Annotated in this window: 23 protein-coding genes; 13 read left to right on the forward strand and 10 right to left on the reverse strand. The window is 69.8% G+C overall.

What is annotated here, in order from left to right; translation table 11 throughout:
• Nucleotides 1–8 precede the first annotated feature (8 nt).
• The 4 genes from ACX27O_RS17015 to ACX27O_RS17030 are packed head-to-tail and all read left to right on the forward strand — an operon-like array spanning nucleotide 9 to nucleotide 3,957.
• Nucleotides 9–935 (forward strand): ABC transporter permease, encoded by a 927-nt coding sequence (locus ACX27O_RS17015; RefSeq protein ID WP_030337841.1) that lies wholly within the window; start codon nucleotides 9–11, stop codon nucleotides 933–935.
• Complete coding sequence (locus ACX27O_RS17020) at nucleotides 928–1,896, forward strand: ABC transporter permease (protein WP_030337840.1); 969 nt, start codon at nucleotides 928–930, stop codon at nucleotides 1,894–1,896. The genes ACX27O_RS17015 and ACX27O_RS17020 overlap by 8 nt, the downstream gene beginning before the upstream one ends.
• Before the next feature lie 26 nt (nucleotides 1,897–1,922).
• On the forward strand, nucleotides 1,923–2,951 hold the full coding sequence (locus ACX27O_RS17025) for an ABC transporter ATP-binding protein (RefSeq protein ID WP_030337839.1): 1,029 nt from the start codon (nucleotides 1,923–1,925) through the stop codon (nucleotides 2,949–2,951).
• Entirely contained in the window at nucleotides 2,944–3,957 is a 1,014-nt protein-coding gene (locus ACX27O_RS17030) for an ABC transporter ATP-binding protein (protein WP_357639996.1), read from the forward strand. Before ACX27O_RS17025 ends, ACX27O_RS17030 begins: the two co-directional genes overlap by 8 nt.
• Before the next feature lie 130 nt (nucleotides 3,958–4,087).
• Here the strand turns inward: ACX27O_RS17030 and ACX27O_RS17035 are convergent, their stop codons facing one another.
• Nucleotides 4,088–4,477 carry a chorismate mutase gene (locus tag ACX27O_RS17035; RefSeq protein ID WP_030337837.1) on the reverse strand — a complete coding sequence of 130 codons (390 nt, stop codon included), beginning with the start codon at nucleotides 4,475–4,477 and terminating at the stop codon, nucleotides 4,088–4,090.
• Between the two features lie 326 nt (nucleotides 4,478–4,803).
• Here ACX27O_RS17035 and pcrA point away from each other — a divergent pair, with 326 nt between their 5' ends.
• A complete protein-coding gene (gene pcrA / locus ACX27O_RS17040; protein ID WP_458939729.1) occupies nucleotides 4,804–7,209 on the forward strand; it encodes a DNA helicase PcrA in 2,406 nt (801 codons plus the stop codon).
• Nucleotides 7,210–7,307: 98 nt separating this feature from the next.
• Here the strand turns inward: pcrA and ACX27O_RS17045 are convergent, their stop codons facing one another.
• Nucleotides 7,308–8,078 carry a M23 family metallopeptidase gene (locus ACX27O_RS17045; protein WP_030337835.1) on the reverse strand — a complete coding sequence of 257 codons (771 nt, stop codon included), beginning with the start codon at nucleotides 8,076–8,078 and terminating at the stop codon, nucleotides 7,308–7,310.
• A gap of 273 nt (nucleotides 8,079–8,351) precedes the next feature.
• Nucleotides 8,352–9,059, reverse strand: a complete 708-nt coding sequence (locus tag ACX27O_RS17050; protein WP_030337834.1) for a M23 family metallopeptidase — start codon at nucleotides 9,057–9,059, stop codon at nucleotides 8,352–8,354.
• Between the two features lie 473 nt (nucleotides 9,060–9,532).
• On the opposite strand from ACX27O_RS17050, the gene ACX27O_RS17055 reads away from it, so the two are divergent.
• The 3 genes from ACX27O_RS17055 (at nucleotide 9,533) to sucD (ending at nucleotide 12,431) form a co-directional block, all read left to right on the forward strand.
• A complete protein-coding gene (locus ACX27O_RS17055) occupies nucleotides 9,533–9,937 on the forward strand; it encodes a cobalamin B12-binding domain-containing protein (protein ID WP_030337833.1) in 405 nt (134 codons plus the stop codon).
• 425 nt (nucleotides 9,938–10,362) lie between these two features.
• Entirely contained in the window at nucleotides 10,363–11,541 is a 1,179-nt protein-coding gene (gene sucC, locus ACX27O_RS17060) for an ADP-forming succinate--CoA ligase subunit beta (protein ID WP_030337832.1), read from the forward strand.
• Nucleotides 11,542–11,543: 2 nt separating this feature from the next.
• Nucleotides 11,544–12,431, forward strand: a complete 888-nt coding sequence (sucD, locus tag ACX27O_RS17065) for a succinate--CoA ligase subunit alpha (RefSeq protein WP_030337831.1) — start codon at nucleotides 11,544–11,546, stop codon at nucleotides 12,429–12,431.
• A gap of 73 nt (nucleotides 12,432–12,504) precedes the next feature.
• Here the strand turns inward: sucD and ACX27O_RS17070 are convergent, their stop codons facing one another.
• Nucleotides 12,505–12,771, reverse strand: coding sequence for a hypothetical protein (locus ACX27O_RS17070; RefSeq protein WP_030337830.1), 267 nt, complete (start codon nucleotides 12,769–12,771; stop codon nucleotides 12,505–12,507).
• Between the two features lie 200 nt (nucleotides 12,772–12,971).
• Here ACX27O_RS17070 and ACX27O_RS17075 point away from each other — a divergent pair, with 200 nt between their 5' ends.
• A complete protein-coding gene (locus ACX27O_RS17075) occupies nucleotides 12,972–14,261 on the forward strand; it encodes a cell division protein PerM (protein WP_030337829.1) in 1,290 nt (429 codons plus the stop codon).
• 54 nt (nucleotides 14,262–14,315) lie between these two features.
• Here ACX27O_RS17075 and ACX27O_RS17080 read toward each other — a convergent pair whose 3' ends face one another.
• Nucleotides 14,316–14,870 carry a DUF4190 domain-containing protein gene (locus ACX27O_RS17080; RefSeq protein WP_030337828.1) on the reverse strand — a complete coding sequence of 185 codons (555 nt, stop codon included), beginning with the start codon at nucleotides 14,868–14,870 and terminating at the stop codon, nucleotides 14,316–14,318.
• A 290-nt stretch (nucleotides 14,871–15,160) separates the two neighbouring features.
• Here ACX27O_RS17080 and purN point away from each other — a divergent pair, with 290 nt between their 5' ends.
• Together purN and purH are read left to right on the forward strand one after the other, a co-directional pair.
• Complete coding sequence (purN, locus tag ACX27O_RS17085; protein WP_030337827.1) at nucleotides 15,161–15,781, forward strand: phosphoribosylglycinamide formyltransferase; 621 nt, start codon at nucleotides 15,161–15,163, stop codon at nucleotides 15,779–15,781.
• Nucleotides 15,778–17,349 carry a bifunctional phosphoribosylaminoimidazolecarboxamide formyltransferase/IMP cyclohydrolase gene (purH, locus tag ACX27O_RS17090; protein ID WP_210858646.1) on the forward strand — a complete coding sequence of 524 codons (1,572 nt, stop codon included), beginning with the start codon at nucleotides 15,778–15,780 and terminating at the stop codon, nucleotides 17,347–17,349. The genes purN and purH overlap by 4 nt, the downstream gene beginning before the upstream one ends.
• Nucleotides 17,350–17,485: 136 nt before the next feature.
• On the opposite strand, the gene ACX27O_RS17095 is transcribed toward purH, so the two are convergent.
• The 5 genes from ACX27O_RS17095 to ACX27O_RS17115 form a co-directional block, all read right to left on the reverse strand.
• The gene (locus tag ACX27O_RS17095; RefSeq protein WP_210858648.1) at nucleotides 17,486–18,520 is read right to left on the reverse strand and encodes an ABC transporter ATP-binding protein; all 1,035 of its coding nucleotides are present in this window, start codon (nucleotides 18,518–18,520) and stop codon (nucleotides 17,486–17,488) included.
• The gene (locus ACX27O_RS17100) at nucleotides 18,501–19,532 is read right to left on the reverse strand and encodes an ABC transporter ATP-binding protein (protein WP_030338351.1); all 1,032 of its coding nucleotides are present in this window, start codon (nucleotides 19,530–19,532) and stop codon (nucleotides 18,501–18,503) included. Before ACX27O_RS17100 ends, ACX27O_RS17095 begins: the two co-directional genes overlap by 20 nt.
• A 6-nt stretch (nucleotides 19,533–19,538) precedes the next feature.
• Complete coding sequence (locus ACX27O_RS17105) at nucleotides 19,539–20,495, reverse strand: ABC transporter permease (protein ID WP_030338353.1); 957 nt, start codon at nucleotides 20,493–20,495, stop codon at nucleotides 19,539–19,541.
• 18 nt (nucleotides 20,496–20,513) lie between these two features.
• On the reverse strand, nucleotides 20,514–21,452 hold the full coding sequence (locus tag ACX27O_RS17110; RefSeq protein ID WP_030338354.1) for an ABC transporter permease: 939 nt from the start codon (nucleotides 21,450–21,452) through the stop codon (nucleotides 20,514–20,516).
• Between the two features lie 197 nt (nucleotides 21,453–21,649).
• On the reverse strand, nucleotides 21,650–23,251 hold the full coding sequence (locus tag ACX27O_RS17115) for a peptide ABC transporter substrate-binding protein (RefSeq protein ID WP_030338356.1): 1,602 nt from the start codon (nucleotides 23,249–23,251) through the stop codon (nucleotides 21,650–21,652).
• Between the two features lie 483 nt (nucleotides 23,252–23,734).
• On the opposite strand from ACX27O_RS17115, the gene ACX27O_RS17120 reads away from it, so the two are divergent.
• Together ACX27O_RS17120 and mdh are read left to right on the forward strand one after the other, a co-directional pair.
• Nucleotides 23,735–24,595, forward strand: coding sequence for a bifunctional methylenetetrahydrofolate dehydrogenase/methenyltetrahydrofolate cyclohydrolase (locus ACX27O_RS17120; RefSeq protein ID WP_030338359.1), 861 nt, complete (start codon nucleotides 23,735–23,737; stop codon nucleotides 24,593–24,595).
• Nucleotides 24,596–24,733: 138 nt separating this feature from the next.
• Nucleotides 24,734–25,684: a malate dehydrogenase gene (gene mdh, locus ACX27O_RS17125; RefSeq protein WP_030338361.1), complete on the forward strand. Its 951-nt coding sequence runs from the start codon at nucleotides 24,734–24,736 to the stop codon at nucleotides 25,682–25,684.
• Nucleotides 25,685–25,762: the final 78 nt, after the last annotated feature.

The raw sequence follows: 25,762 nt of genomic DNA on the forward strand, positions 1-25,762 counted from the left end.
ACCACCCCATGGGCCGTTATCTGTTGAGACGGCTGCTCCAACTCGTGCCGGTCTTCATCGGTACGACGTTCCTGATCTACTGGCTCGTCTGGGCCGTCCCCGGCGACCCGTTCGCCGGCAAGTGCGGTGAGCGCCGCTGCCCGGACCAGTACATCGCCTTCATGACCGAGAAGTACCACCTCGACCAGAACGTCTTCGTGCAGTACGGCAGCTACATGAAGAACCTGCTCCAGGGCGATTTCGGTCAGACCTTCTCGCAGCGCGAGATCAGCGACATCATCATGACCTCGTACCCGAACACGCTGAAGCTGGCGCTCGTGGCGCTCGCCATCGAGGCGATCATCGGCCTCGGTGCCGGCGTGCTGAGCGGCCTGCGGCGTAACGGCTTCCTGGACAACCTGGTCCTGGTCTCCACCCTCTTCCTGATCGCGCTGCCGGTCTTCGTGGTCGGCTTCGTGCTGCAGTGGCTGCTGGGTGTGCAGTGGGGCATCATCAAGCCGACCGTCTCCTCGGAGATGCGGTGGTCCGAGCTGATCGTGCCGGGCTTCGTGCTCGGTAGCGCGTCGGTGGCGTACATCGCCCGGGTGGCACGAACGAGCATCGCGGAGAACCGTCGCGCGGACTACGTGCGTACCGCGATCGCCAAGGGCCTGCCGATGCGCCGGGTGGTGGGCGTGCACCTGCTGCGCAACTCGCTCATCCCAGTGGTGACCCTGCTCGGCACCGACCTCGGCGCCCTGATGGGTGGCGCGATCGTCACCGAGGGAATCTTCGGCATCAACGGAATCGGCCGCCAGGTCTTCCGGGCGATCATCACCAAGGAAAGCGCCACGGTGGTAGGAATCGTGGTCGTCCTGGTGCTGGTCTATCTCGTGATGAACCTGCTGGTTGACCTGCTCTACGCCGCCCTGGACCCGAGGATCCGTTATGAGTGACCCGAGTACCGCATCGATCGTCAGCACCCCTGGCGCACACCCGACCGACTCCGCCGCCCCCGCCACCGCGGGTCAGCCGCAGAGCAACGAGAAGCCGCGCGGCCTGCTCGCCGACGCCTGGCGTGACCTGCGGCGCAAGCCGCTGTTCTGGATCTCGGCCACGCTGATCCTGATCTTCCTGCTGATGGCGGCCTTCCCGGCGCTCTTCGCCCCGGGCGACGCGGTCAACGGTTCGCTGTCCCGCAGCCTCGACAAGCCGTCGGCCAATGGCTGGTTCGGCTACGACGTGCAGGGCCGTGACGTCTACGCCCGGGTCATCTACGGCGCACGGGCTTCCGTCGTGGTCGCCGTGCTCTCCGTGCTGGGCACCCTGCTCATCGGCGGAACGATGGGCATCATCTCCGGCTACCGCGGTGGTTGGGTGGACGCGCTGCTGAGCCGGATCGCCGACGTCTTCTTCGGTCTGCCCTTCGTGCTCGGCGCGATCGTCATCCTGACCACGTTCAACGGGTCGGGCTCCGGCAACAGCAAGGCCCAGATCATGGGCCTGGTGATCGCGTCGCTGATCGTGCTGAGCTGGCCGGTCGTGATGCGGCTGATGCGCTCCTCGGTGCTCGCCACCAAGGAGGCCGACTACATCGTCGCGGCCCGCGCACTGGGTGCCGGCACCGGCCGGATCATCCTCAAGCACCTGCTGCCGAACTGCCTGGCCCCACTGCTGGTCTACGGCACGATCATGGTCGGCTCGTTCATCGGCGCCGAGGCCACGCTGTCGTTCCTGGGCGTCGGTCTGAAGTCGCCGGTGGTGTCCTGGGGCATCATGATCAGTGATGGGCAGCAGTTCGTCCGGGTCGCGCCGGGGCTGGTGTTCTTCCCCGCCGCGTTCCTCGTCACCGCAGTGCTGAGCTTCGTGATGCTCGGTGAGTCGGTCCGCGAGGCCCTCGATCCGAAACTCCGCTAGGGGAGATCCAGTTGTCCGACATTCTCGTGTCCGAGCAGTCAGCGCCGGGATCCGGCGGCTCCGGGCGTCCCTCCGGCCGGCTGCTCGAGGTCGACGACCTGCGGGTGGAGTTCCGTACCCGGGACGGCGTCGCAAAGGTCATCAACGGGGTCACGTACCACGTCGACGCGGGGGAGACCCTCGCCGTGCTCGGCGAGTCCGGCTCCGGTAAGAGCGTCACGGCGCAGACCATCATGGGCATCCTCGACACGCCGCCGGGCTTCGTGACCGGTGGGCAGGTCCGCTTCCACGGCAAGGACATGCTGCGCATGTCCGACGAGGAGCGCCGCCGCATCCGCGGCGAGGGCATCGCGATGATCTTCCAGGACGCGCTCTCCGCGCTGAACCCCGTCTTCACCGTCGGGTTCCAGATCGCCGAGCAGTTCCGGGTCCGGCGGGGCATGGGTCGCGCGGAGGCCAAGAAGCGCGCGATCGACATGCTCGACCAGGTCAAGATCCCGAACGCCAAGGGTCGGTTCAACAACTACCCGCACCAGTTCTCCGGCGGTATGCGGCAGCGCGCGATGATCGCGATGTCGCTGGCGCTCGACCCGGAGGTGCTGATCGCGGACGAGCCGACCACCGCTCTCGACGTGACCGTGCAGGCCCAGATCATGGACCTGCTGGCCGAGCTCCAGCGTGAGCGGCAGATGGGCATGATCCTGATCACCCACGACCTCGGCGTGGTCGCCGACGTCGCGGACCGGATCGCGGTCATGTACGCGGGCCGGATCGTCGAGGAAGCGGACGTGTACGACCTGTACGCAAAGCCGGCGCACCCGTACACGATGGGTCTGATCGACTCGATCCCGCGGATGGACGAGAAGGGGCAGCAGCTCCGGACGATCAAGGGCCTCCCGCCGAACCTGATGAACATCCCGCCGGGCTGCCCGTTCAACCCGCGCTGCCCCATGGCTCAGCCGGTGTGTCGGGAGAAGGTCCCGCCGCTGCTGCAGGTGGGCAATGCCCGGGCCAGCGCCTGCCACTTCGCCGAGGAGCTGGTGAACCGTGTCTGAGAACATCCTCGAGGTCCGTGACCTGGTCAAGCACTACCCCGTGACGCAGGGTGTGGTGTTCAAGAAGACCGTCGGTCAGGTCAAGGCGGTCGACGGGGTCTCCTTCGATCTGCGCGCCGGCGAGACGCTCGGCGTGGTCGGCGAGTCCGGCTGCGGCAAGTCGACGCTCGCCCGGGTGCTGATGAACCTGGAGAAGCCGACCGAAGGCAGCGTCCTCTACAAGGGTCAGGACATCTCCAAGCTGTCCGGTGGTGCGCTGCGGCGCCTGCGCCGGCAGATCCAGCTGGTCATGCAGGACCCGTACACCTCGCTGAACCCGCGGATGACCGTCGGTGACCTGCTCGGTGAGCCGTTCGAGATCCACCCGGAGGTGGCGCCGAAGGGCAGCCGCCGGGCCAAGGTCAGGGAGCTGCTCGACCTGGTCGGGCTCAACCCCGAGCACATCAACCGGTACCCGCACCAGTTCTCCGGCGGTCAGCGTCAGCGCATCGGCATCGCCCGTGCGCTCGCGTTGCGGCCCGAGATCATCGTCTGCGACGAGCCGGTGTCGGCGCTCGACGTCTCCATCCAGGCCCAGGTCATGAACCTGCTGGAGCAGCTGCAGGGCGAGTTCGGGCTGTCGTACGTCTTCATCGCGCACGACCTGTCGGTGGTCCGTCACCTCTCGGACCGGGTCGCGGTGATGTACCTCGGCAAGATCGTGGAGATCGGCACCGAGGACGAGATCTACGAGCGGCCGACCCACCCGTACACCCAGGCTCTGCTCTCCGCGGTGCCGGTGCCGGACCCGACGCAGCGGCACAACAAGACGATCATCCGGCTCACGGGTGACGTGCCGTCGCCGATCAGCCCGCCCTCGGGCTGCCGGTTCCGGACCCGCTGCTGGAAGGCGCAGGACGTCTGCGCCGAGCAGGTCCCGCTGCTGGAGATCCGGCCGGGCTCGGACCACCCGAGCGCCTGCCACTTCGCCGAGAAGCGTGAGATCGTCGCCACCCACGAGGTGTGAGTCACCGAAACCGCCTGCCGCCGTCATCGCGACGACGGCAGGCGGTTTCGTCTGTCAGAGACCCCTGGACGAGTGCTGCACGCGGCCATGGTTCAGCGCGTCGGGTGATCCGACCGCCGGCCGGTGTGGCTCACAGCGGGCCGCGGCCGGCGCGGAGCAGCAGCAGGGCCAGCTGGGTGCCGTCGGCGCCGAGCGCGACCCGGAACCGCTCCAGGATCTCCCGTTCCCGGGAGAGCACCAGGCGGGTCCCACCGGACGCCATCCGGGTCGCCCCGACCTCCTGGGACAACGCGGCCCGCTCCTGCCAGAGCGTGATCAACGCGTTGTCGATCTCGTCGATCCGTTCCCTGATCTGCACGATCCGCGCGGAGGCGGACGGCTCCTCGGTGCCGGTCTGCTGCTCGGCCGGTTCGGTGTGCCCACCCGTCGGCGGTGTGGCCGCCACCGGCCCAGCGCCCTGCGCTGCGGGCTGCCCCGGTCGGGTCGGGCCGCCGCTCTGCTCCATCACGTCTGTCATCATCGGGTACCTCTCGCAGTGTGGTGCCCGGTGCCCGGAACCTGGGACGGAAAAAGCCCCGGACTCCAGGAGCCCGGGGCTTTAGCAGGTCTGAATCGATCAGGCGCGACCTACGACAGCCGGACTCCCGGTGCCATAGTAAAAGTAGTAGCGCGCAGCGATCACGCCGTCGAGTATGCCCACGTCGTTGCCCGGCGCGCAAGCAGTCCGGGTCGAGAAGGGCAGCTTTCCCGACGGTGGGCGCACCCGGTGGTGGTGCGCGGTGTCGGGCATGAGCCGCTGAGCGCCGAAGGCGCAGTGTCGGGCCGGCGGCATAGACTTGTCGGGCGATGCATCCTCTCTTCGACATCCCCGCGTCCCCGCCTGCGCCGGAGTCCGCGCCGGTCCGCCCGCACCGACCCGGGGCGGTCGCCGCGCGTCTCGATCCGCAGCAGCTCCTCGACGGGCTGAACGGGCCGCAGCGCGACGCCGTCAGTCATGCCGGCTCGCCGCTGCTGATCGTGGCCGGCGCCGGGTCGGGCAAGACCCGGGTGCTCACGCACCGGATCGCCTACCTGCTCGCCGCTCGGGACGTGCACCCCGGTGAGATCATCGCGATCACCTTCACCAACAAGGCCGCCGGCGAGATGAAGGAGCGCGTCGCCGCGCTGGTGGGCCCCCGGGCCCGCCTGATGTGGGTGTCGACGTTCCACTCGGCCTGCGTGCGGATCCTGCGCGCCGAGCACGAGCACGCCGGCCTCAAGTCGACGTTCTCGATCTACGACGCGGACGACTCCCGCCGGCTGATGCAGTTGGTGACCCGCGAGCTGGATCTCGACCCGAAGCGCTACCCGGCGCGAGGGCTCGCCGCCCAGGTCTCCAACCTCAAGAACGAGCTGGTCGACCCGGAGCAGTTCGCGGCGCGGGCCACCGGCCCCAACGAGCGGGCACTGGCCGAGGCGTACACGCTCTACCAGCGCCGGTTGCGTGAGGCGCACGCCCTGGACTTCGACGACCTGATCATGACCACGGTGCACCTGCTCCAGTCCCACCCGCACGTCGCGGAGAGCTACCGGCGGCGGTTCCGGCACGTGCTGGTGGACGAATACCAGGACACCAACCACGCCCAGTACGTCCTGATCAAGGAGTTGGTCTCCGGCACCGACGGGTTGGCGCCCGCCGAGCTGTGCGTGGTCGGCGACGCCGACCAGTCGATCTACGCGTTCCGGGGTGCGACGATCCGCAACATCCTGGAGTTCGAACGGGACTTCACCGACGCCCGGACGATCCTGCTGGAGCAGAACTACCGCTCCACCCAGACGATTCTCAACGCGGCCAACGCGGTGATCGACCGCAACACCTCCCGCAAACCCAAACGGCTGTGGAGCGAGGCCGGCGCCGGCGAGCAGATCGTCGGCTACGTGGCCGACACCGAGCACGCCGAGGCCGACTGGGTGGCCCGCGAGATCGACCGGCTGGTCGACGCCGACGAGACCCGCCCCGGCGATGTGGCGGTCTTCTACCGCACCAACGCCCAGTCCCGCGTCTTCGAGGAGGTGTTCATCCGCGTCGGCCTGCCCTACAAGGTGGTCGGCGGGGTGCGCTTCTACGAGCGCAAGGAGGTCCGCGACGCCCTGGCGTACCTGCGTTCGGTGGTCAACGACGACGACACGGTGAGCCTGCGGCGGGTGCTCAACACCCCGCGCCGGGGGATCGGCGACCGGGCCGAGGCGTGTGTCGAGGCGCTCTCCAGCCGTGATCGGATCTCCTTCGGCGCGGCCCTGCGCCGGGCCCGGGAGGCGCCGGGCATCTCCAGCCGGGCGGCGAACGGCATCGCCGACTTCGTGGCGCTGCTCGACGGCGCCCGTGAGCTGGCCGAGACCGGCACCCCCGAGGAGGTGCTGGAGGCGCTGCTGACCCGCTCCGGCTACCTCACCGAGCTGGAGGAGAGCCTGGACCCGCAGGACGCCGGTCGGGTGGACAACCTCCAGGAACTGGTCAGCGTCGCCCGCGAGTACACCGAGCGGATCGAGGCGCTCGGCGCCGACGGGGAGCGGGCCACCCTGGCCGGCTTCCTGGAGCAGGTGGCGCTGGTCGCCGACGCCGACCAGATCCCCTCCGACGACCCCGACCACCAGGGCGTGGTCACCCTGATGACGTTGCACACCGCCAAGGGGCTCGAGTTCCCGGTGGTCTTCCTGACCGGGTTGGAGGACGGCGTCTTCCCGCACCTGCGCTCGCTCGGCGACACCCGCGAGCTGGAGGAGGAGCGCCGGCTGGCGTACGTCGGCATCACCCGCGCTCGGCAGCGGCTCTACCTCTCCCGGGCGGTGACCCGCTCGGCCTGGGGGCAGCCGTCCTACAACCCGCCGTCGCGCTTCCTGGAGGAGTTGCCGACCGAGTTGGTGCACTGGGAGCGCACCGAGGGGTCGTACACCTCGTGGGCCGGCGGGGGCGGCGGCGTCGGCGGCCGTGCGGACCGCGCGCCCGGCGGCCGTGGCACCTTCACCGGTGGCACGCCGAAGGCGGCGCAGCTGGCCCAGCGGCTCGGCGTGGACGCCAGCCGGCTGACCACGGCCAGCGAGCTGCCGCAGGGGCCGAAGGTGTCAGCGGGCGACCGGGTCAATCACCAGCGGTACGGGCTGGGCCGGGTGCTCGCCGTCGAGGGCCACGGCCCGGGTGCCCGCGCGCAGATCGACTTCGGCGACCAGACCATGTGGCTGGTGCTTCGGCACGCCCCGGTCGACAAGCTCTGACCCGGCACGCCGGAGATCGCACCAGATCAGGGAAAGAGTGGTCTCAGCGCTGTCTGAGGCCACTCTTTCCCTGATGTTGTTCCGGAGACGTGCAGGCGTCAGCAGCCCAGGTCGACGCCGCGCGCCCGCATGAACGGGGCCGGATCGATCTGGTTCCACATGCCCTGGTGCACCTCGAAGTGCAGGTGCGGGCCGGTGGCGTCGCCGGTGGCGCCCTCGTAGCCGATGACCTGGCCGGCCTTGACCGCCTGCCCGACCGTGACCGCGATGCGGCTCTGGTGGGCGTAGTGGGTCAGGTAGCCGTTGCCGTGGTCGACGAAGACGGAGTTGCCGTACCCGTCGGAGGCGTCGCCGGCCTGGGTCACGGTGCCCGCGGCGGCGGCGCGGATCGGCGTACCGGAGGGCAGCGCCAGGTCGATACCGGCGTGCAGGGTGCCCCAGCGCTGCCCGTAGCAGGAGGTGACGGCTGCTCCCGGCATCGGGTTGACCCAGGCAGGCGCGGGCTTGGTGGTCTTCTTCGGCTTCGGCTTGGCCTTCGCGACGGCCGTCCTGGTGGGGGTCGGGCTGGCGCTGACCGCGGACGGGCTCGGCGTCGGGCTGATCGAGGGGGTGGCCGGCGCGCTCGACTCGCGTACCGAGCGGTCGGCCCGGCCCGCGGCCTCGGCCCGGGACTGGGTGTCGAGGGAGACGGCGGCGGGTGCCGGGTGGTCGGTGCCGCTGGTGGCGACGGCGACCCCACCGAGGCCGAGGGCTACCAGGGCGGCGGCCCCGAGCACGATGAGGCGGTTCCGTCGGCCGGTGCGCCGCGGCTGCGCGGTCTGGCTGGTGTCGGGGGTGTTCTCGTTCTGGACGGGGCTGTCTTCCTGCACGGCGGACCTTCACAGTCGAGGGGCACTTGACCTCGAAATACTGGTGTCGGGCCGAGTTGCGGCAGGCGCGGGGACCGAACGGTCGGAGCACCAACGGACGGCCGGCTGCCCGGATATGACCCGCTCTGGTGCGCTACTTCCGGAAAAGTGATCATGTTTGCCCGTGGCGTCGGTCACAATCGCCGCTGTGACCCGGGATACATCAGCCAGAGCCGCCGCACGAAAAACCGCCCGGATCGACAGATCCGGGCGGTCAACGGTCGTGACGAAGCGTCAGGAGGCGGCTACCTCGCTGTAAATTGCCTCGACTTGCAGCTTGATGTCCACTCCGCGCTCCTGGAGGAACGGCACCGGGTCCTTCGGCTGCCCCTTGACATGGATCTCCAGGTGCAGGTGGGTGCCGTACGCGTGGCCGGTCTGACCCACCAGGCCGAGCTGGTCGCCCGCCTTGACCTGCTGGCCTTCCTTCACGCTGACCGCGGAGGAGTGGCCGTAGATGGCCTCGCTGCCGTCGGCGTGCTGGACGATCACCGCGTTGCCGTACCCGCCGAACCAGCCGGCCTTGGTGACCAGGCCATCGTGGATCGCCACATAGGGAGTGCCCTCGGCGGCGACCAGGTCGACGCCGGTGTGCAGCTTGCCCCAGCGCATCCCGTACGGGGAGTTGAAGTCGTAGCCCTGCAGCGGCAGCAGCCAGACCTCGGGCTCGGCGCTGTCCTCCTTGCGGCTGTCCCGGGAGGCGCGGTCGGCGTTCTCCGAACGGGCAGCGGCATCCTGGCTGGTGACCGACGCCTGCTTGAGCTCGTCGAGGACCGACGGGCTGACGTCCTTGGCGTCCGGCAGGGCGCTTGCGCCGAGGGCCACGATGCCGGCACCGACGAACGCGGTGGTGACGACAGCGGCGTAACGGCTGCGGGGTGGGGTGGGTACGCGGCGGCGACCGCGATATCGATCGGGCTCAGACGACAGGCGCTGGCGCACGCACACCCTCCGTTGTCGGGGTTCCGAAGCGGCCGGTGGGCGTCCTCTGAAGTTCCAGTGAACGTCCGCTGACCGCGTCGTCACCCGTCCATGGACCTGATGACAACCGTGGACACGTTAGCCATTCGCCAGGCGAGTCACAAGCTAGAGCGAGAAATTGGCGTGTCGATCTGTCCGTTTGCGTCCATGATTGTCATGCATCGCGACGCCGAACGGTGCCCCCGTCGCTGCCCGTTCGTCGCCGAGCGTGACCGTTCCGGCGGACTCGTCCGGCTTGACTCCGCACCGCGCCGGGATCGTGTCGACGGCACTGTCCAGGAGGTGGCGGGAGGGTTCGCGGCCTGAGCACCCGGGGTTGCCGGGCGGCTGCGCCGGGTAACGGCCGGTGACGGAGCCCGGATTTCCCGGGCCGGGCCCGCCGGGTTACCGTTCGTTAAGGTGAAGGCGGTCAAGCCGGTGAAAGGTGTGCGCTGATGAGCTCTCGTATCCGGGTCGTCGTCGCGAAGCCTGGCCTGGACGGCCACGACCGAGGCGCGAAGGTCGTCGCGCGCGCCCTGCGGGACGCCGGGATGGAGGTCGTCTACACCGGCCTGCACCAGACTCCCGAGCAGATCGTGGAAACCGCCATCCAGGAGGACGCCGACGCGGTCGGCCTGTCCGTGCTCTCCGGCGCGCACATGACGCTCTTCCGGCGGGTGCTGGAACTGCTCGCTGAGCGGGACGCCCGCGACATCGTCGTGTTCGGCGGCGGCATCATTCCGAACGGCGACATTCCCGAGTTGGAGAAGCTGGGCGTGGCGAAGATCTTCACGCCGGGCGCCACCACTCAGGCGATTGTCGACTGGGTCCGGCAGAACGTGGCCCAGCCGGTTTCCTGAGAAACACGCCAGGCGACCGGATCTGGGCACGGGGGAGGGGCCGGACGCACCCCTCACACGTCCGGCCCCTCTATGCACGATGCCCCGCCGCCACCCCTCGACCGACAGGGCATCGGCCGTCTCCCGTCATTGCGCTGTTCAGCGCTCCGACATCTGACTCAACGACGCCCCCACGGCAGGGTTACGCAAGCCGGACAACATCGCTCGGACGGTGGATGTCACCCGGGTGATGACCGGAAACCGGCCACACCTGATGTCCGGTTGTGCATTACCGCACACCGTGCACCCGCTCGGTTGCCGGCGGTGCCGACCTCGCTAGGCTGCGGCCAATGGCCTGTTTCAACTGATGACAGGCGTCAAACTGTTTTCTGAACGCTGGTGGCGGCGCGACGGCGCGCCGCGGAGACGGGACGGGACGCGCAATCGTGGACCTGTACGAGTACCAGGGGCGGGACCTGTTCGAGCGGCACGGCTTGCCCGTGCTGGCCGGCGGCGTCGCCACTACCCCGGAAGAGGCCCGCGCGATCGCCGAACGCCTCGGCGGCCGTGTGGTCGTCAAGGCGCAGGTAAAGGTCGGCGGCCGAGGTAAGGCCGGCGGCGTCAAGCTGGCCGAGGGCCCGGATGAGGCGGTGGCTCGGGCCACCGACATCCTCGGCATGGACATCAAGGGTCACACCGTCCACAAGGTCATGATCACCGTGACCGCGGACGTGGCCGAGGAGTACTACTTCTCGTACCTGCTCGACCGGGCGAACCGCACCTTCCTCTGCATCGCCAGCGTCGCCGGCGGCATGGACATCGAGCAGGTCGCCGCCGACACCCCCGACAAGGTCGTGAAGGCCCCGATCGACGCCGTGAAGGGCGTGGACGAGGCCAAGGCCCGCGAGATCGTGACCGCTGCCGGCTTCCCGACCGCTGTCGCCGACCAGGTGGTCGAGATCGCCGTCGGCCTGTGGCAGGCGTTCGTCGCCGAGGACGCCACCCTGGTCGAGGTCAACCCGCTCGCCAAGAACGGCGACGGTCGGATGCTGCTGCTCGACGCCAAGATCAGCCTGGACGAGAACGCGGCGTTCCGGCACCCGGACCACGAGGCCCTGGTCGACCAGGCCGCTGTGGACCCGCTGGAGCAGGCCGCCAAGGCCAAGGACCTCAACTACGTCAAGCTCGACGGCGAGGTCGGCATCATCGGCAACGGTGCGGGTCTGGTCATGTCGACCCTCGACGTGGTCGCGTACGCCGGTGAGCGGCACGGCAACGTCAAGCCGGCCAACTTCCTCGACATCGGCGGCGGCGCGAGCGCCGCGGTGATGGCGAACGGGCTGGAGATCGTGCTCTCCGACCCGGCCGTGAAGAGCGTCTTCGTCAACGTCTTCGGCGGCATCACCGCCTGCGACGAGGTCGCCAACGGCATCATCCAGGCGCTGGCCCTGCTGGAGCAGCGCGGCGAGCGGGTCACCAAGCCGCTCGTCGTCCGGCTCGACGGCAACAACGCCGAGGCTGGCCGGGCGATCCTGGACAGCGCGAACAACCCGCTCGTGCAGCGGGTGGACACCATGGACGGTGCGGCCGAGCGGGCCGCCGAGCTGGCAGCTGCGGGGGTCTGATCATGGCTATCTGGCTGACCAAGGACTCGAAGGTCATCGTCCAGGGGATGACCGGTTCCGAGGGTTCCAAGCACACCCGGCGGATGCTGGCCGCCGGCACCAACGTGGTGGGCGGCGTCAACCCGCGCAAGGCGGGCCAGACTGTCGACTTCGACGGCACCGAGCTGCCGGTCTTCGCGTCCGTGGCGGACGCGATGGCCGAGACCGGGGCCGACGTCACCGTCATCTTCGTGCCGCCGCAGTTCACCAAGGCCGCCGTGGTCGAGGCGATCGACGCCGCGATCCCGTTGGCGGTCGTGATCACCGAGGGCGTCCCGGTGCACGACACCGCGTCGTTCTGGGCGTACAACGTGGCGCAGGGCGAGCGGACCCGGATCATCGGGCCGAACTGCCCGGGCATCGCCTCGCCGGGCGCGTCCAACGCCGGCATCATCCCGGCCGACATCACCGGCTCCGGCCGGATCGGTCTGGTCAGCAAGAGCGGCACGCTGACCTACCAGATGATGTACGAGCTGCGCGACATCGGCTTCTCCACCTGCGTCGGCATCGGCGGCGACCCGATCATCGGGACCACCCACATCGACGCCCTCGCGGCGTTCGAGGCCGACCCGGAGACGGACGCCATCGTCATGATCGGTGAGATCGGTGGCGACGCCGAGGAGCGGGCCGCCGAGTTCATCAAGGCGAACGTCACCAAGCCGGTGGTCGGCTACATCGCCGGCTTCACCGCGCCTCCCGGCAAGACCATGGGTCACGCCGGGGCGATCATCTCCGGCTCGGCCGGCACCGCCGAGGCGAAGCAGGCGGCGCTGGAGGCGGTCGGCGTCAAGGTCGGCAAGACGCCGACCGAGACGGCGAAGCTGATGCGGGAGATCATGTCCGGCAGCTGAGCCGGTCAGGCAACACGAAGGGGGTCGACCGGTCGCGGTCGACCCCCTTCGGCGTACCTGTGCTCGCCGCCGGTCAGTCGTTGTTCCAGAACGGGTAGTTGCCGGTCGCCCGCAGGATCGCGCCGCCGATGATGTTGATCACGCCGAACGCGATGGCGAGGTAACCGAGCAACGGCGACTGCCCGTACCGCCGGGCGTCGCGGATGGACAGGTAGCCGAAGATGATGCCGAGGATGCCGCAGCAGATCAGCCCCAGCACGATGCCCAGCACGCCCCAGAGGGTGGTCCGGTCGCGTCCCTGCGCCGGTGGTGGCGGGGGAGGCGGGTATGGCGTCGTCACAACTTCCTCCGAACGCTCATGGGCGACGCGCCGGCCCGGACGCCGGCCGGCGGACCCGTCCCGGGTGGCGGCGACTCGCGCCCCCTCTGGGCCGAGGCTAGACCGGCCCGGGTGGGCAGGACGCCGGTTCGGTGAACTCGCGGTCCTTAGGAGGGGTTAACGGACTGCCACCGCCCGCGCGACGTGCCAGAGTAGAGCTGATGTCCCCCGTCACCCCTGATCGTCCCAGCCGTCCCGGCGGTGTGAGCGCCGACGACCGGCCGGTCGACCGTGCCGCGTCGGCCCGGCGGGTGCCCGCGCCCCGCGCGGGTGGGTCGCCGCGCGGGCGTGCGCCGTTGCCCGTCGCCGCCGGGGTGGCCGCCTGTTGGGCCGCGCTCACGTCCTACCTGCCGGTCGCCATCGTGCTCGGCCTGGTGCAGCTCGGCACGGACTCCACCACGCTGACCGGCACCCTGCGCACCGCGCTGGCCGGCTGGCTGCTCGGGCACGGTGTGCCCCTGCGCACCGAGTCCGGCCCGCTCGGGCTCGCCCCGCTCGCGCTGACGGTGCTCGCGCTCTGGCGGCTGACCCGTGCCGGCGTGCACGTCAGCCGGGCGATCGGCGCCCGCGACACCCGCTCGCCCCGTCGGGCACTGCTCGCCGCGGCTGCTGTCGGCATCGCGTACGCGCTGCTCGGCGCGCTCGCGGCGGTGCTGGTCGGCACCGGCGGACCGGAGGTGTCGCTGATCCGGGCGGGCGCCACGTTCGCGGTGGTCGGCACACTCGCCGCGCTGGTCGGCGCGGTCCGGATCACCGCCGTGACCCGGCTGCTCGTCGCAGGGCTGCCCGGCCCGGTGCGCGACGGTGTGCGCACCGGTCTGGTGGCCGGGCTGCTGCTGCTCGGCGCGGGCGCTGGCGCGGCCGGCCTGGCGGTGGCCACCGGCGGCGGCGACGCGGCCGACATGATCGGGGCGTACCGGACCGGGGTCGCCGGGCAGGCCGGCATCACACTGGTCAGCGTCGCCTACGCGCCCAACGCGGCGGTCTGGTCGACCAGTTACCTGCTGGGGCCGGGCTTCGCGGTCGGGACCGACACCGCGGTGCGCACCAGCGAGGTGTCGGTCGGCGCGCTGCCGGCCGTGCCGCTGCTCGCTGGCCTGCCGCGCGGCCCGGTGGACGGCTTCGGCGCGCTGCTGCTCGCGGTGCCGGTGCTGGCCGGAATGGTCGCCGGCTGGCTGCTCGCCCGTCGGGTGGCTCGACTCGCCGGGCCGGAGCGGGCCGCCGGACGCTGGGCCCAGTTGCTGGCACCGGCGGCGTTGGCCGGGCCGGTGGCCGGGGTGGTGCTCGGTGCGGCCGCCGCGGTCTCCGGTGGGCCGCTCGGCGCCGGTCGGCTGGCCCAGGTCGGGCCGGTGGGTTGGCAGGTCGGTGCGGTGGCGGCCGGTGTCATCGCGGCCGGCGCGCTCCTGGGCGCCGCCGCCACCCGCGTGCTGACCCGCAGGCCGGCACAGTAGACGAGCGCGGGGCGCCCCGGGTGAACCCGGAACGCCCCGTCGAATCCGAGCCCGTCAGGGCTGGGTGGGCAGGTTGACCTGCGCCACGACGCTCAGGATGAGCAGCAGGATGCCCAGCCCGACGCCGACCGCGCCGCAGATCAGACCGGCCTTGGCCTGGCCGGCGTTGTTGGCCTGGCCCTGCGCCACCTTCTGCTTGGCGAGATAACCGGTCACGATGCCCGCGATGCCGACCGGGATGCCCAGGTACAGGCAGCAGACCAGCGGGATCGACGCGATACCGAGGATCATCGACACCAGGCCGAGGGTGTTGTTCTGCCCCTGCGCCTGCGGGTACCCGGCGTTCGGGTACGTCGGGGCGCCGTACGGGGGCTGCTGCTGGGCGTACGGGTCCTGGTACGGCGGCTGCTGGCCGTACGGCTGCCCCGAGGTGGGCTGCTGACCGTACGGTGCCTGCGGTGCGGCGTACGGGTCCTGGTTGGGCTGCTGGCCGTACGGCTGTCCCGAGGTGGGCTGCTGGCCGTACGGGGCGGCCGGCGGCTGGGGAGCGGTCGGGTCCTGGTTGGGCTGCTGGCCGTACGGGTCCTGACCGGGGTTACCGGGCTGCATTCGAGAAGCTCCTTGAACTGGGTTCCGTCAGTTGGTGCTCTTTGTTTCCATCCATGATCGCGGTCAGTCCTCCCAATGCCCAGTGATGCGGCCGGAGGACATTCTTTCCCAAAGCACGTGAACAGCCCTTGTCGGCCGCTTCGTTGTGCCGGATCAGGGGCGGTGTGTGGGCCGGTGCGGCGTTCAGCCCGAGCGAGCGGCAGCGTACCGGGTCGAGGCACGTGGTCGCTGCTGATGACGGCGCGCCGCCCAGCCGATGGGCATCCCTGACCTGCCGATAGGGTGACCCGGTGACCGAGCCCGCGTCTGTCGCCCGCATCGTCGTCCTCATCTCCGGCTCCGGGAGCAACCTTCAGTCGCTGCTGGATGCCGCCGCCGACCCCGCGTACGGCGCGCAGGTCGTCGCGGTCGGCGCGGACCGCGACGGCATCGCGGGCCTGGACCGGGCCGAGGCGGCGGGGGTGCCGACGTTCGTGGAGCGGGTCCGCGACCACGACACCCGGGAGGCCTGGGACCGTGCGCTCACCGCGCACGTCGCGAAGCATCAACCCGACCTGGTCATCTCGGCCGGTTTCCTGAAGTTGGTCGGGCCGCACTTTCTCGCCGCCTTCGGCGACCGCTACCTGAACACCCACAACACGCTGCTGCCGGCGTTTCCCGGCATCCACGGCCCGCGTGACGCCCTCGCCTACGGCGTGAAGCTCACCGGGGCCACCCTCTTCTTCGTCGACGCCGGCATGGACACCGGGCCGATCGTCGCGCAGGTCGCGGTGCCGGTGCTGGACGACGACGACGTGGACACGCTCACCGAGCGCATCAAGGAAGCCGAGCGGCGCCAGCTCGTCGAGCAGGTCGGTCGCCTGGTCCGCGAAGGCTGGACCATCACCGGAAGGAAGGTCACGGTTCCGTGAGTCCCACTCAGGACGGGCGCCGCCCGATCAGGCGGGCGCTGGTCAGCGTCTACGACAAGACCGGGCTGGTCGAGCTGGCTCAGGCCCTGCACGCGGCCGGCGTGGAGATCGTCTCCACCGGCAGCACCGCGGGCACCATCGCCGCCGCCGGGGTGCCGGTGACGCCGGTGGAGACGGTGACCGGGTTTCCCGAGGTGCTCGACGGCCGGGTGAAGACCCTGCACCCGAAGGTGCACGCGGGTCTCCTCGCGGACCTGCGCAAGGACACGCACGTCACGCAGCTCGACGAGTTGGGCGTGGCGGCGTTCGACCTGCTGGTCTCCAACCTCTACCCGTTCCAGGCGACAGTCGCCTCCGGCGCCGGCGTCGAGGAGTGCGTGGAGCAGATCGATATCGGTGGCCCCGCGATGGTGCGGGCCGCCGCCAAGAACCACGCCTCGGTCGCCGTGCTCACCGACCCGGCCGGTTACCCGGCGCTGGTCGACGCGCTCAGCGAGGGTGGCTTCACACTGGCCCAGCGTCGTGCGCTGGCGGCGCGGGCGTTCGCCGACATCGCCGAGTACGACGTGGCCGTCGCGCAGTGGTGCGCCCGGGAGTTGGCGCCGGCCGACGACTCCTGGCCGACGTTCACCGGTTCGGCGCTGCGTAAGTCGGCGGTGCTGCGCTACGGCGAGAACCCGCACCAGCCGGCAGCGCTCTACGTCGACCCGGACGCCCCGGCGGGGCTGGCCCAGGCGGAGCAGCTGCACGGCAAGGAGATGTCGTACAACAACTACGTCGACGCGGACGCCGCCTGGCGGGCCGCGAACGACTTCGCCGACCAGCCGGCGGTGGCGATCATCAAGCACGCCAACCCGTGCGGCATCGCCATCGGCGCTGACATCGCCGAGGCGCACCGCCTGGCGCACGCCTGCGACCCGGTGTCGGCGTTCGGTGGCGTCATCGCTGTCAACCGGCCGGTCTCGGTCGAGCTGGCCCGGCAGGTCGCCGAGATCTTCACCGAGGTGGTGGTCGCCCCCGGTTTCGACGAGGGCGCGGTCGAGGTGTTGCAGGGCAAGAAGAACATCCGGCTGCTGCGGGCGCCGGCCTGGACGCCGGCCCGGGTGGAGGTGCGGCAGGTGACCGGTGGCGTGCTGGCCCAGGTCGCCGACCGGGTGGACGCCCCCGGTGACGATCCGGCCAACTGGCGGTTGGTGACCGGTGAGGCCGCCGACGAGGAGTTGCTGCGGGACCTCGCGTTCGCCTGGCGGGCGGTCCGCGCGGTGAAGAGCAACGCGATCCTGCTCGCCAAGGACGGCGCCACCGTCGGGGTCGGCATGGGTCAGGTCAACCGGGTCGACTCGGCGCAGCTGGCGGTCACCCGTGCCGGTGCCGACCGGGCCCGCGGCTCGGTCGCCGCCTCGGACGCGTTCTTCCCGTTCGCCGACGGGCCGCAGATCCTCATCGACGCCGGCGTCCGTGCCATCGTCCAGCCGGGCGGCTCGATCCGCGACGAAGAGGTCATCGAGGCGGCCAAGAAGGCCAACGTGACCATGTACCTAACGGGAACCCGCCACTTCTTCCACTAACCCCCCGCCCCCCGCCCCCCCGGGCCCACCGCCCAATGGGTTGATCATGAGGTTGACGGGCGACAAGCCGGATGAAACGGCCCGTCAACCTCATGATCGCCGTGGGTGGGCGGCGGGCCGGGGTCGGCCGGGTGGGTCAGGCCGGGGTGGGGCGTAGTTCGGCGAAGTGGCAGGCGGAGGGGTGCGGGTCGGCCGCCCGGGGGACCGTTTGCGGGTCTTCCACGGCGCAGATCTCCTGGGCCTTCCAGCAGCGGGTCCGGAAGTGGCATCCGCTCGGCGGGTCGGCCGGGCTGGGCACGTCGCCGACCAGCCGGATCATGGTGCGCTGGTCCCGGGCCTCCGGGTCCGGCACCGGCACGGCAGAGAGCAGAGCCTGGGTGTACGGGTGGGTGGCCCGCTCGTAGATCTCGTCCTCGGTGCCGATCTCGACGATCCGACCGAGGTACATCACGGCGACGCGGTCGGCGATGTGCCGCACCACTGACAGGTCGTGCGCGATGAAGATGTACGAGAGCCCGAGCTCACCCTGCAGCTGCTTGAGCAGGTTGATCACCTGCGCCTGGATGGAGACGTCCAGCGCCGACACCGGCTCGTCGCAGACGATCACCTCGGGCTTCAGCGCGAGCGCACGAGCGATGCCGATGCGCTGACGCTGACCGCCGGAGAACTGGTGCGGGTACCGGTTGATGTGCTCCGGGTTGAGCCCGACCAGGTCCAACAGCTCCTGGACCCGCTTGGCCTTGCTGCCCTTCGGCGCCGCATCCGGGTGGATCTCGAACGGCTCGCCGATGATGTCGCCGACCGTCATCCGCGGGTTCAGCGAGGTGTACGGGTCCTGCATGACCATCTGCATGTTGCGGCGCAACCGGCGCAGTTCGCCCCCGGAGGCCTTGAACAGGTCCCTGCCCTCCAGGGTGGCGCGCCCCGAGGTGGGCGTCTCCAGCCGCATCAGCAGTCGGGCGAGGGTGGACTTGCCGCAGCCGGACTCGCCGACCACGCCGAGCGTCTCGCCCCGACGCAGCTCGAAGCTCACCCCGTCGACGGCCTTCACCGCCCCGATCTGCCGCTGGAACAGCACGCCCTGAGTGATCGGGAAGTGCTTCACCAGGTTGTCGACGGAGAGGATGGTCTCGCCGCGGACCTTGGTGGGGTTAGCGGGCGACGCTGTCATCACGGACCTCCTGCGCGAAGTGGCAAGCGCTGGTCCGGCCGTCGCCGAGGACCAGGTCGTGCGGCACCTCGTCCACGCAGACCTGCTGCACGTACGGGCACCGGGGGTGGAACGGGCAGCCGGACGGGATGCGCATCAGGTTCGGCGGCAACCCCTTGATCGTCGACAGTTCCTGGCCGCGGACGTCCAGGCGCGGGATCGACTCCAACAACCCCTTGGTGTACGGGTGGGCGGGCGCCTTGTAGAGCGAGCGGACGTCGGCGTGCTCGACGATCCGGCCGGCGTACATGACCGCGATCCGGTCCGCGACACCGGCGACCACACCCAGGTCATGGGTAATCAGGATCATCGCCATGTTGAGTTCGCGGCGCAGGTCGGCGAGCAGGTCCATGATCTGGGCCTGCACCGTCACGTCGAGCGCCGTGGTGGGCTCGTCGGCGATCAGCACCTTCGGGTCCAGCGCCAACGCCATGGCGATCATGACGCGCTGCCGCATACCGCCCGAGAACTGGTGCGGGTAGTCCCCGATCCGCTTGGCGGCACCCGGAATCTTGACCAGATCCATCAGCTCGATGGCACGACGTCGAGCGTCGGCCCGGGACATGCCGGCGCGCTGACGAAGCGTCTCACCGATCTGCCAACCGACCGGGAAGACCGGGTTGAGGGCGGAGAGCGCGTCCTGGAAGATCATCGCGATCTCCTTGCCGCGTACCTGCCGGCGCTGCTCCTCGGAGCGGGTGAGCAGGTCCTCGCCCTGGTAGAGGATCTGGCCGGAGCGGACGAACGCGGGCGGGGTGTCCAGGATGCCCATGATCGCCTGGGCGGTGACCGACTTGCCCGAGCCGGACTCGCCGAGCACCGCGAGGGTCTCGCCGGCGTCCAGGTGGTACGACACGCCGTTGATCACCCGGGCGACACCCTCGTTGGTGCGGAACTCGACGTGCAGGTCCCGCAACTCCAACAGGTGGCCGCCCTCGGGCGTGGCGGAGGCGGGCGTGGGATTGATGGTCATGAGGGATCACCGCAGCTTCGGATCGAAGGCGTCACGGATCGCGTCGCCGAGCATGATGAACGCCAGCACTGTCAACGCCAGGAAGGTCGACGGGACGATCAACGGGGTGGCCGCCTCCCGCATGTGGATCCGGCCGGTGTCGATGTCCTGCCCCCACGAGATGGTGGGCGCCTTCAGGCCGATACCGAGGAAGGAGAGCGTCGCCTCGGCCGCGATGAACGAGCCGAGCGCGATGGTCAGTACCACGATCGCCGGGGCCAGCGAGTTCGGCAGGATGTGCCGCCACATGATCCGGCTGTTGCCGGCGCCGAGCATCCGGGCCGCCGCGACGTAGTCCTGCTCCTTCGCGGTGATCACCGACGACCGGACCACGCGGGCGGCGGTGGTCCAGCCGAGGAGGGCCAACACGAAGACGACAGCGCCGATGCGCGCCCACTGGCTGTCACTGGAGACCCGCTTGAGCAGCACGATCGCGGCCAGCAGCAGCGGGATGCCGAGCACCACGTCGATCACCCGGGAGAGCACCGCGTCGACCCAGCGGCCGAAGTAGCCGGCCAGCATGCCGACCACCAGCGCGATGATCCCGGTGCCGAGCGCGGCCAGGGCGCCGACCAGCAGCGACGCCCGGGTGCCGTAGACCGCCCGGGAGTACGTGTCGCAGCCCTGGAAGTCGTACCCGAAGATGGCCCCGCCGGACGGCCCGGCGTGCTGCCGGGAGAGCAGGCAGTCGTTCGGGCTGTTGGCGGTGAACACGCCGGGGAGCAGCGCCATCAGGGTGAAGATGACCACCAGCGCCAGCGAGATCCAGAAGATCGGGTTGCGGCGCAGGTCGCGCCAGGCGTCCCCGGCCAGGCTGCGGGGCTTGTTCGCGGCGCCGACCTGGTTGGGGGTTCCCGGCTCACCCGAGGGGCCCCGTCGCGCGGCCTGGTTCTCGGTGGCCGCCACGGTCTCAAAGTCGCTCATGCCGGCACCTCGCTGCGGTCACTCATAGCGGATCCTCGGGTCGAGTACGGCGTACAGGACGTCCACCACCAGGTTCGAGACCAGGTAGACCACGACGAGCACGCTGACGATGCCCACCACCAGGGGGCCGTCCTCGGTGCGGATGCCGCGGAAGAGGTTGAAGCCCACGCCGGGGATGTTGAAGACGCCCTCGGTGATGATCGCGCCGCTCATCAGGTTGCCCAGTTCCACACCGAGGAAGGTGACCACCGGGATCAGCGAGTTGCGCAGCACGTGGACGATGACGATGCGCCGCTTGACCAGGCCCTTGGACCGGGCGGTCCGGACGTAGTCGGCGCGCAGGTTCTCCGCCACCGAGGCCCGGGTGAGTCGCAGGGCGGTGGCCAGCGACAGCGAGCCGAGCACGATGCCCGGCAGCAGGAGCGCGTAGAACGTCGGGTCGGAGCCGGCGGTGGGTGGGAAGAGCTGCCACTTGACGCCCAGGAGGTACTGCGCCAGCGGGGCCAGCACGATGGTCGGGATGCCCAGCACCAGCAGGGTCAGCACGAGCGTCGAGTTGTCGAAGATGCTGGCCCGGCGGATGCCGGCGAGCACACCGGCGGTGACGCCGAAGATGATCGCCACTGCGAGCGCGATGAGCGCGAGCCGCACGGTGACCGGCCAGGCCTGCTGGAGGATGTCACCGATGTTCCGACCGGTGAGTGACTCGCCCAGATTGCCCTGGAGCAGGTTCTTCACGTAGTCGAAGTAGCGGTAGAAGAAGCCGCCGACGCCGGTGGCGTCCAGGTGGTACTTCTCGGTCAGGTACGCCCGTTGCGCCGGCGTCACCGGGCGTTCGCCGGCGAGCGCCTGGATCGGGTCGCCCTGCCCGGCGAATGTCAGCGCGTAGACGATCAGGGTGGTCCCGAAGAAGGCCAGGACCATCTGCAGTAGGCGCCGCAGGATGTAGCGGAACATGCTTAGCAGTCTCTCCGGAAATGTGCGAAAGGGTCGCAGGACGGCATCTCTGGTCGTACCCGAAATGTCGGAGACGTGCCGTCCGGCCCGGGGGAGCCGGCACCACCGACGCCGGGTCCGCTGCTGCGGCCCGGCCTCGGTGGCGCGGATTGGGCCACCCGGGCTTCGTCGCCCGGGTGGCCCGCACCATGCTCAGCTCAGCTGGCTGCTTCGATCTTGACGAGGTTGACCCGCTGGAACAGGTCCATCTCGACGTTCTTGACCTTGGACGAGTGGCCGAACACGTTCTCGCCGAAGCGGAGCGGGATCACCGGCATGTCCTTGGCCAGGATGTCCTCCGCCTGCTGGTACTTGGCGATCGCCTCGTCCTGCGTCTTGGCGGCGGCACCCTCCTTGACCAGCTTGTCGAACTCCGGGTTGCTGTAGCCGTAGTAGTTCGACGAGCCGTTCGTGCTGTACAGCGGGCCGAGGTAGTCCTCCATGGTCGGGTAGTCCATGACCCAACCCATCCGGAACGCACCCACCGGCGTCTTGTTCTCGACCTTGGTGAGCAGGTCGGCGAACTTCGGCTCGGCCGAACCCACCGCGTCCACGCCCAGGTTGGTCTTGAGCTGGTTGACGGTGGCGTCGACCCAGTCCTTGTGCCCGCCGTCGCCGTTGTACGAGATGACGATCTTCGACGGACCACCGGCGGCCTGGTAGAGCTTCTTGGCCTCGGTCGGGTTGAACTCGCCCGACTTACCCGTGGTGTCGTCCCGGTAGCCCGGCAGGACCGGCGAGACGAAGGAGCGCGCCGGCGTCTGCGAGCCCTTGAAGACCGACTTGGTGATCTCGTCACGGTCGATCGCCATCGAGATGGCCTTGCGGACGTCCGGGTTGCTGTAGTCCTTGTCGAACGTCGGGAACGCCAGGAACTGGAACGACGACATCGGGCTGGTCTTGTACCGGTCACCCAGGTCGCTCGGCGCGGTGCTCAGGCTCTCGGTCGGGATCGTGGGCAGCACGTCCAGGTTGTCCGCCAGGACGTCCGCGTAGGCCGCGGTGAGCTGCTGGTAGATCCGGAACTCGACGTTCTTCACCTTGGGCTTCTCACCCGGGAAGGCGTCGTAGCGCTCGACCTCGATCTTGCTGTCGTGCTGCCAGGTGCCCTTCATCTTGAAGGGGCCCTGCCCGATCGGCGCCTGCTCGTAGGAGTCCTTGAGCACGCCCGGAGCCGAGAACGCGGCGTCCGGCATCGGGAAGAACGCGTTGTAGCCCAGCGTGGTCTTGAAGTCGATGTACGGCTCGTTGAGCGTCACGGTGAAGGTGAGGTCGTCGACCTTCTTCAGCCCGGACATCTCCTTGGCCTTCGGCTCCTTGCCCTGCAGGTCCGCGTAACCAGCGATCTTCTCGAAGAACGGGTTGGTGTCCTGACCGTTGGGGCCGTACGCGCCGTAGTTCCAGGCGTTGATGTAGCTCTGGGCGGTGACCTTCTCGCCGTTGTGGAAGGTGTAGCCGTCCTTGAGCTTGATCGTCCAGACCTTGTTGTCGGTCGAGGTGACCGAGTCGGCCGCGACCTCGTACGGCTTGTTCTGGGCGTCGTAGTCGACGAGCGGGCTGAACAGGCCGGCGATGACCTGCGAACCCGACGTCTCGGTGGTGTTGGTGGGAACCAGGTGCTTCGGCTCGGCGATCTGGATGCTGACCACCGAACTGTCGCTGCCACCGGATCCACCGTCTCCGCCGCTGCCGCAGGCCGCGAGGCCCAGCGTCACCGCGAGCGGGAGGGCGGTCCAGGCGGCGAGTCTACGAACTCGCATTGAGCCTCCTCATCTCCTCACGCTGCGCAGTCAAGCCCGACGCTGGGTTACGCTGCGCAACAAGCGGTAACGGTAGGTCGGCGGCGAGCCTTCGGCAACGGCGCGGTTGCGGGTGGGTAACGGTCCGGGCTCTCCCTCCTTGTCGAAGGCGGGTGAATCTGCTAGCCGAAACCGGGTTTACTGGCAATATCCTGCGGATATTCGGGCGGCTGGCGAGCTGATTGGGCTCGGTTGGGTTGGCTTGACACCTGCTGGGACGAAGGTCCGGTCTCCGTTTCGCCGACCCGGTCTGTCTGGTTCGACAGTGATCGAACCCACAAACTGTAACCGAGAGTGACTAGCGACACGTCACACACCGTCACGCAGGCGGTAGTCAGTTCGGCTCGGCCCGAACGTTGGGCAACCAGCACCTGGCACTGGCGGCGGACCGCCCCGAGCTGAGGTCGTCTGAACCGCGGGTGCCGGTCGTGAGACGATCTGGTCGTGACGGCGACGCTTCTGGACGGCAAGGCAACCGCAGCGGAGATCAAGGACGAGCTGCGCATTCGGGTGAAGGCCCTCGCGGAACGCGGCATCACCCCGGGGCTCGGCACGGTCCTGGTCGGGGCGGATCCGGGCAGCCAGGCGTACGTCAACGGCAAGCACCGCGACTGCGCCGAGGTGGGCATCGCCTCGATCCGCCGCGAACTGCCGGCCGACGCCACCCAGCAGCAGGTCGACGACGTGCTGGCCGAGCTGAACGCCGACCCGGCGTGCCACGGCTACATCGTCCAGTTGCCGCTGCCGGCCCACCTCGACACCCAGCGGGTGCTGGAGTTGATCGACCCGGACAAGGACGCCGACGGCCTGCACCCGGTCAACCTGGGTCGGCTCGTGCTCGGCTACGACGGGCCGCTGCCGTGCACCCCGCGCGGCATCGTCGAGCTGCTCCGCCGGCACGACGTGGCGCTGCGCGGTGCCACCGTCGCCGTGGTCGGCCGGGGCAACACCGTCGGGCGCCCACTCGGCCTGCTGCTCACCCGGCGCAGTGAGAACGCCACAGTCACCCTGTGCCACACCGGCACCCTCGACCTCGCCTCGCACACCCGCGCCGCCGACATCGTCATCGTCGCGGCCGGCGTACCCGGTCTGCTCACCGCCGACATGATCAACCCTGGCGCGGTGGTGGTGGATGTCGGCATCACCCGCGTGATCGGCGCGGACGGCAAGGGCCGCTACACCGGCGACGTGGACCCGGAGGTGGTCCAGACGGCCGGCGCGCTCGTCCCCATGCCCGGCGGCGTGGGCCCGATGACCCGGGCCATGCTGCTCACCAATGTCGTGGAGCGCGCCGAGCGCGGCTGACCCGCACGTCGGCGCACCGAACCAGGACGGCGGTGACGTTCGCCCCATCCCGGCGATGCCCGCCGCCCCTGGCCGGATCGGTGCCAGGATGACTGATACGGTCCGGAAAACCGACTGGTATCAGGGAGTGGGACGACCATGGGTAAGAAGGTCACTGTCGTCGGGGCTGGCTTCTACGGCTCCACCACCGCACAGCGCCTGGCCGAGTACGACGTCTTCGACACCGTAGTGATCACCGACATCGTGGAGGGCAAGCCCGCGGGCCTGGCACTCGACCTCAACCAGTCGCGGGCCATCGAGGGCTTCGAGACCAAGGTCGTCGGCGTGACGACCGGCCCCAACGGTGAGGGCTACGAGCAGATCGAGGGCTCCGACGTCGTCGTGATCACCGCTGGTCTGCCGCGCAAGCCCGGCATGAGCCGGATGGACCTGCTGGAGACCAACGCCAAGATCGTCCGCCAGGTCGCCGAGAACGTCGCCAAGTATGCCCCGAACGCCGTCGTCATCGTGGTCTCCAACCCGCTGGACGAGATGACCGCGCTGGCCCAGCTCGCCACCCAGTTCCCGAAGAACCGGGTGCTCGGCCAGGCCGGCATGCTGGACACCGCCCGGTTCAGCAACTTCGTCGCCGAGGCGCTGAACGTGCCGGTGGCGTCGGTACGCACGCTGACCCTGGGCTCGCACGGCGACACGATGGTCCCGGTGCCCTCGAAGAGCACCGTCAACGGCAAGCCGTTGCGTGACGTGATGCCGGCCGAGCAGATCGAGGAGCTGGTCGTCAAGACCCGCAACGGTGGCGCCGAGGTGGTCGCCCTGCTCAAGACCGGTTCGGCGTACTACGCCCCGTCCGCCGCCGCGGCCCGGATGGCGAAGGCCGTCGCCGAGGACTCCGGCGACGTCATGCCGGTCTGCGCCTGGGTCGACGGCGAGTACGGCATCTCCGGTGTCTACCTGGGTGTCGAGGCCGAGATCGGCGCTCAGGGCGTCAAGCGGGTCGTCGAGACCGACCTGGACGCCGACGAGCTGGCCAGCCTCAAGGAGGCCGCCGAGGCCGTCCGTGCCAAGCAGGCTGACATCTCCAGCATGTAGTTCCCCGAACCACCGAAAGGGCGCGCCGGCAGAGCCGACGCGCCCTTTCCCCGTCCCACCCCGTCCCACCCCACCCCA

Source organism: Micromonospora sp. SD19, from assembly GCF_054462275.1.

Coding starts and splice junctions, on each gene's coding strand:
- ACX27O_RS17015 (WP_030337841.1), top strand. CDS start 9: ATGGGCCGTTATCTGTTGAGACGGCTGCTCCAACTCGTGCCGGTCTTC.
- ACX27O_RS17020 (WP_030337840.1), top strand. CDS start 928: ATGAGTGACCCGAGTACCGCATCGATCGTCAGCACCCCTGGCGCACAC.
- ACX27O_RS17035 (WP_030337837.1), bottom strand. CDS start 4,477: ATGATGACAGACGTGATGGAGCAGAGCGGCGGCCCGACCCGACCGGGG.
- pcrA (WP_458939729.1), top strand. CDS start 4,804: ATGCATCCTCTCTTCGACATCCCCGCGTCCCCGCCTGCGCCGGAGTCC.
- ACX27O_RS17055 (WP_030337833.1), top strand. CDS start 9,533: ATGAGCTCTCGTATCCGGGTCGTCGTCGCGAAGCCTGGCCTGGACGGC.
- sucD (WP_030337831.1), top strand. CDS start 11,544: ATGGCTATCTGGCTGACCAAGGACTCGAAGGTCATCGTCCAGGGGATG.
- ACX27O_RS17075 (WP_030337829.1), top strand. CDS start 12,972: ATGTCCCCCGTCACCCCTGATCGTCCCAGCCGTCCCGGCGGTGTGAGC.
- ACX27O_RS17080 (WP_030337828.1), bottom strand. CDS start 14,870: ATGCAGCCCGGTAACCCCGGTCAGGACCCGTACGGCCAGCAGCCCAAC.
- ACX27O_RS17095 (WP_210858648.1), bottom strand. CDS start 18,520: ATGACAGCGTCGCCCGCTAACCCCACCAAGGTCCGCGGCGAGACCATC.
- ACX27O_RS17100 (WP_030338351.1), bottom strand. CDS start 19,532: ATGACCATCAATCCCACGCCCGCCTCCGCCACGCCCGAGGGCGGCCAC.
- ACX27O_RS17105 (WP_030338353.1), bottom strand. CDS start 20,495: ATGAGCGACTTTGAGACCGTGGCGGCCACCGAGAACCAGGCCGCGCGA.
- ACX27O_RS17110 (WP_030338354.1), bottom strand. CDS start 21,452: ATGTTCCGCTACATCCTGCGGCGCCTACTGCAGATGGTCCTGGCCTTC.
- ACX27O_RS17115 (WP_030338356.1), bottom strand. CDS start 23,251: ATGCGAGTTCGTAGACTCGCCGCCTGGACCGCCCTCCCGCTCGCGGTG.
- mdh (WP_030338361.1), top strand. CDS start 24,734: ATGGGTAAGAAGGTCACTGTCGTCGGGGCTGGCTTCTACGGCTCCACC.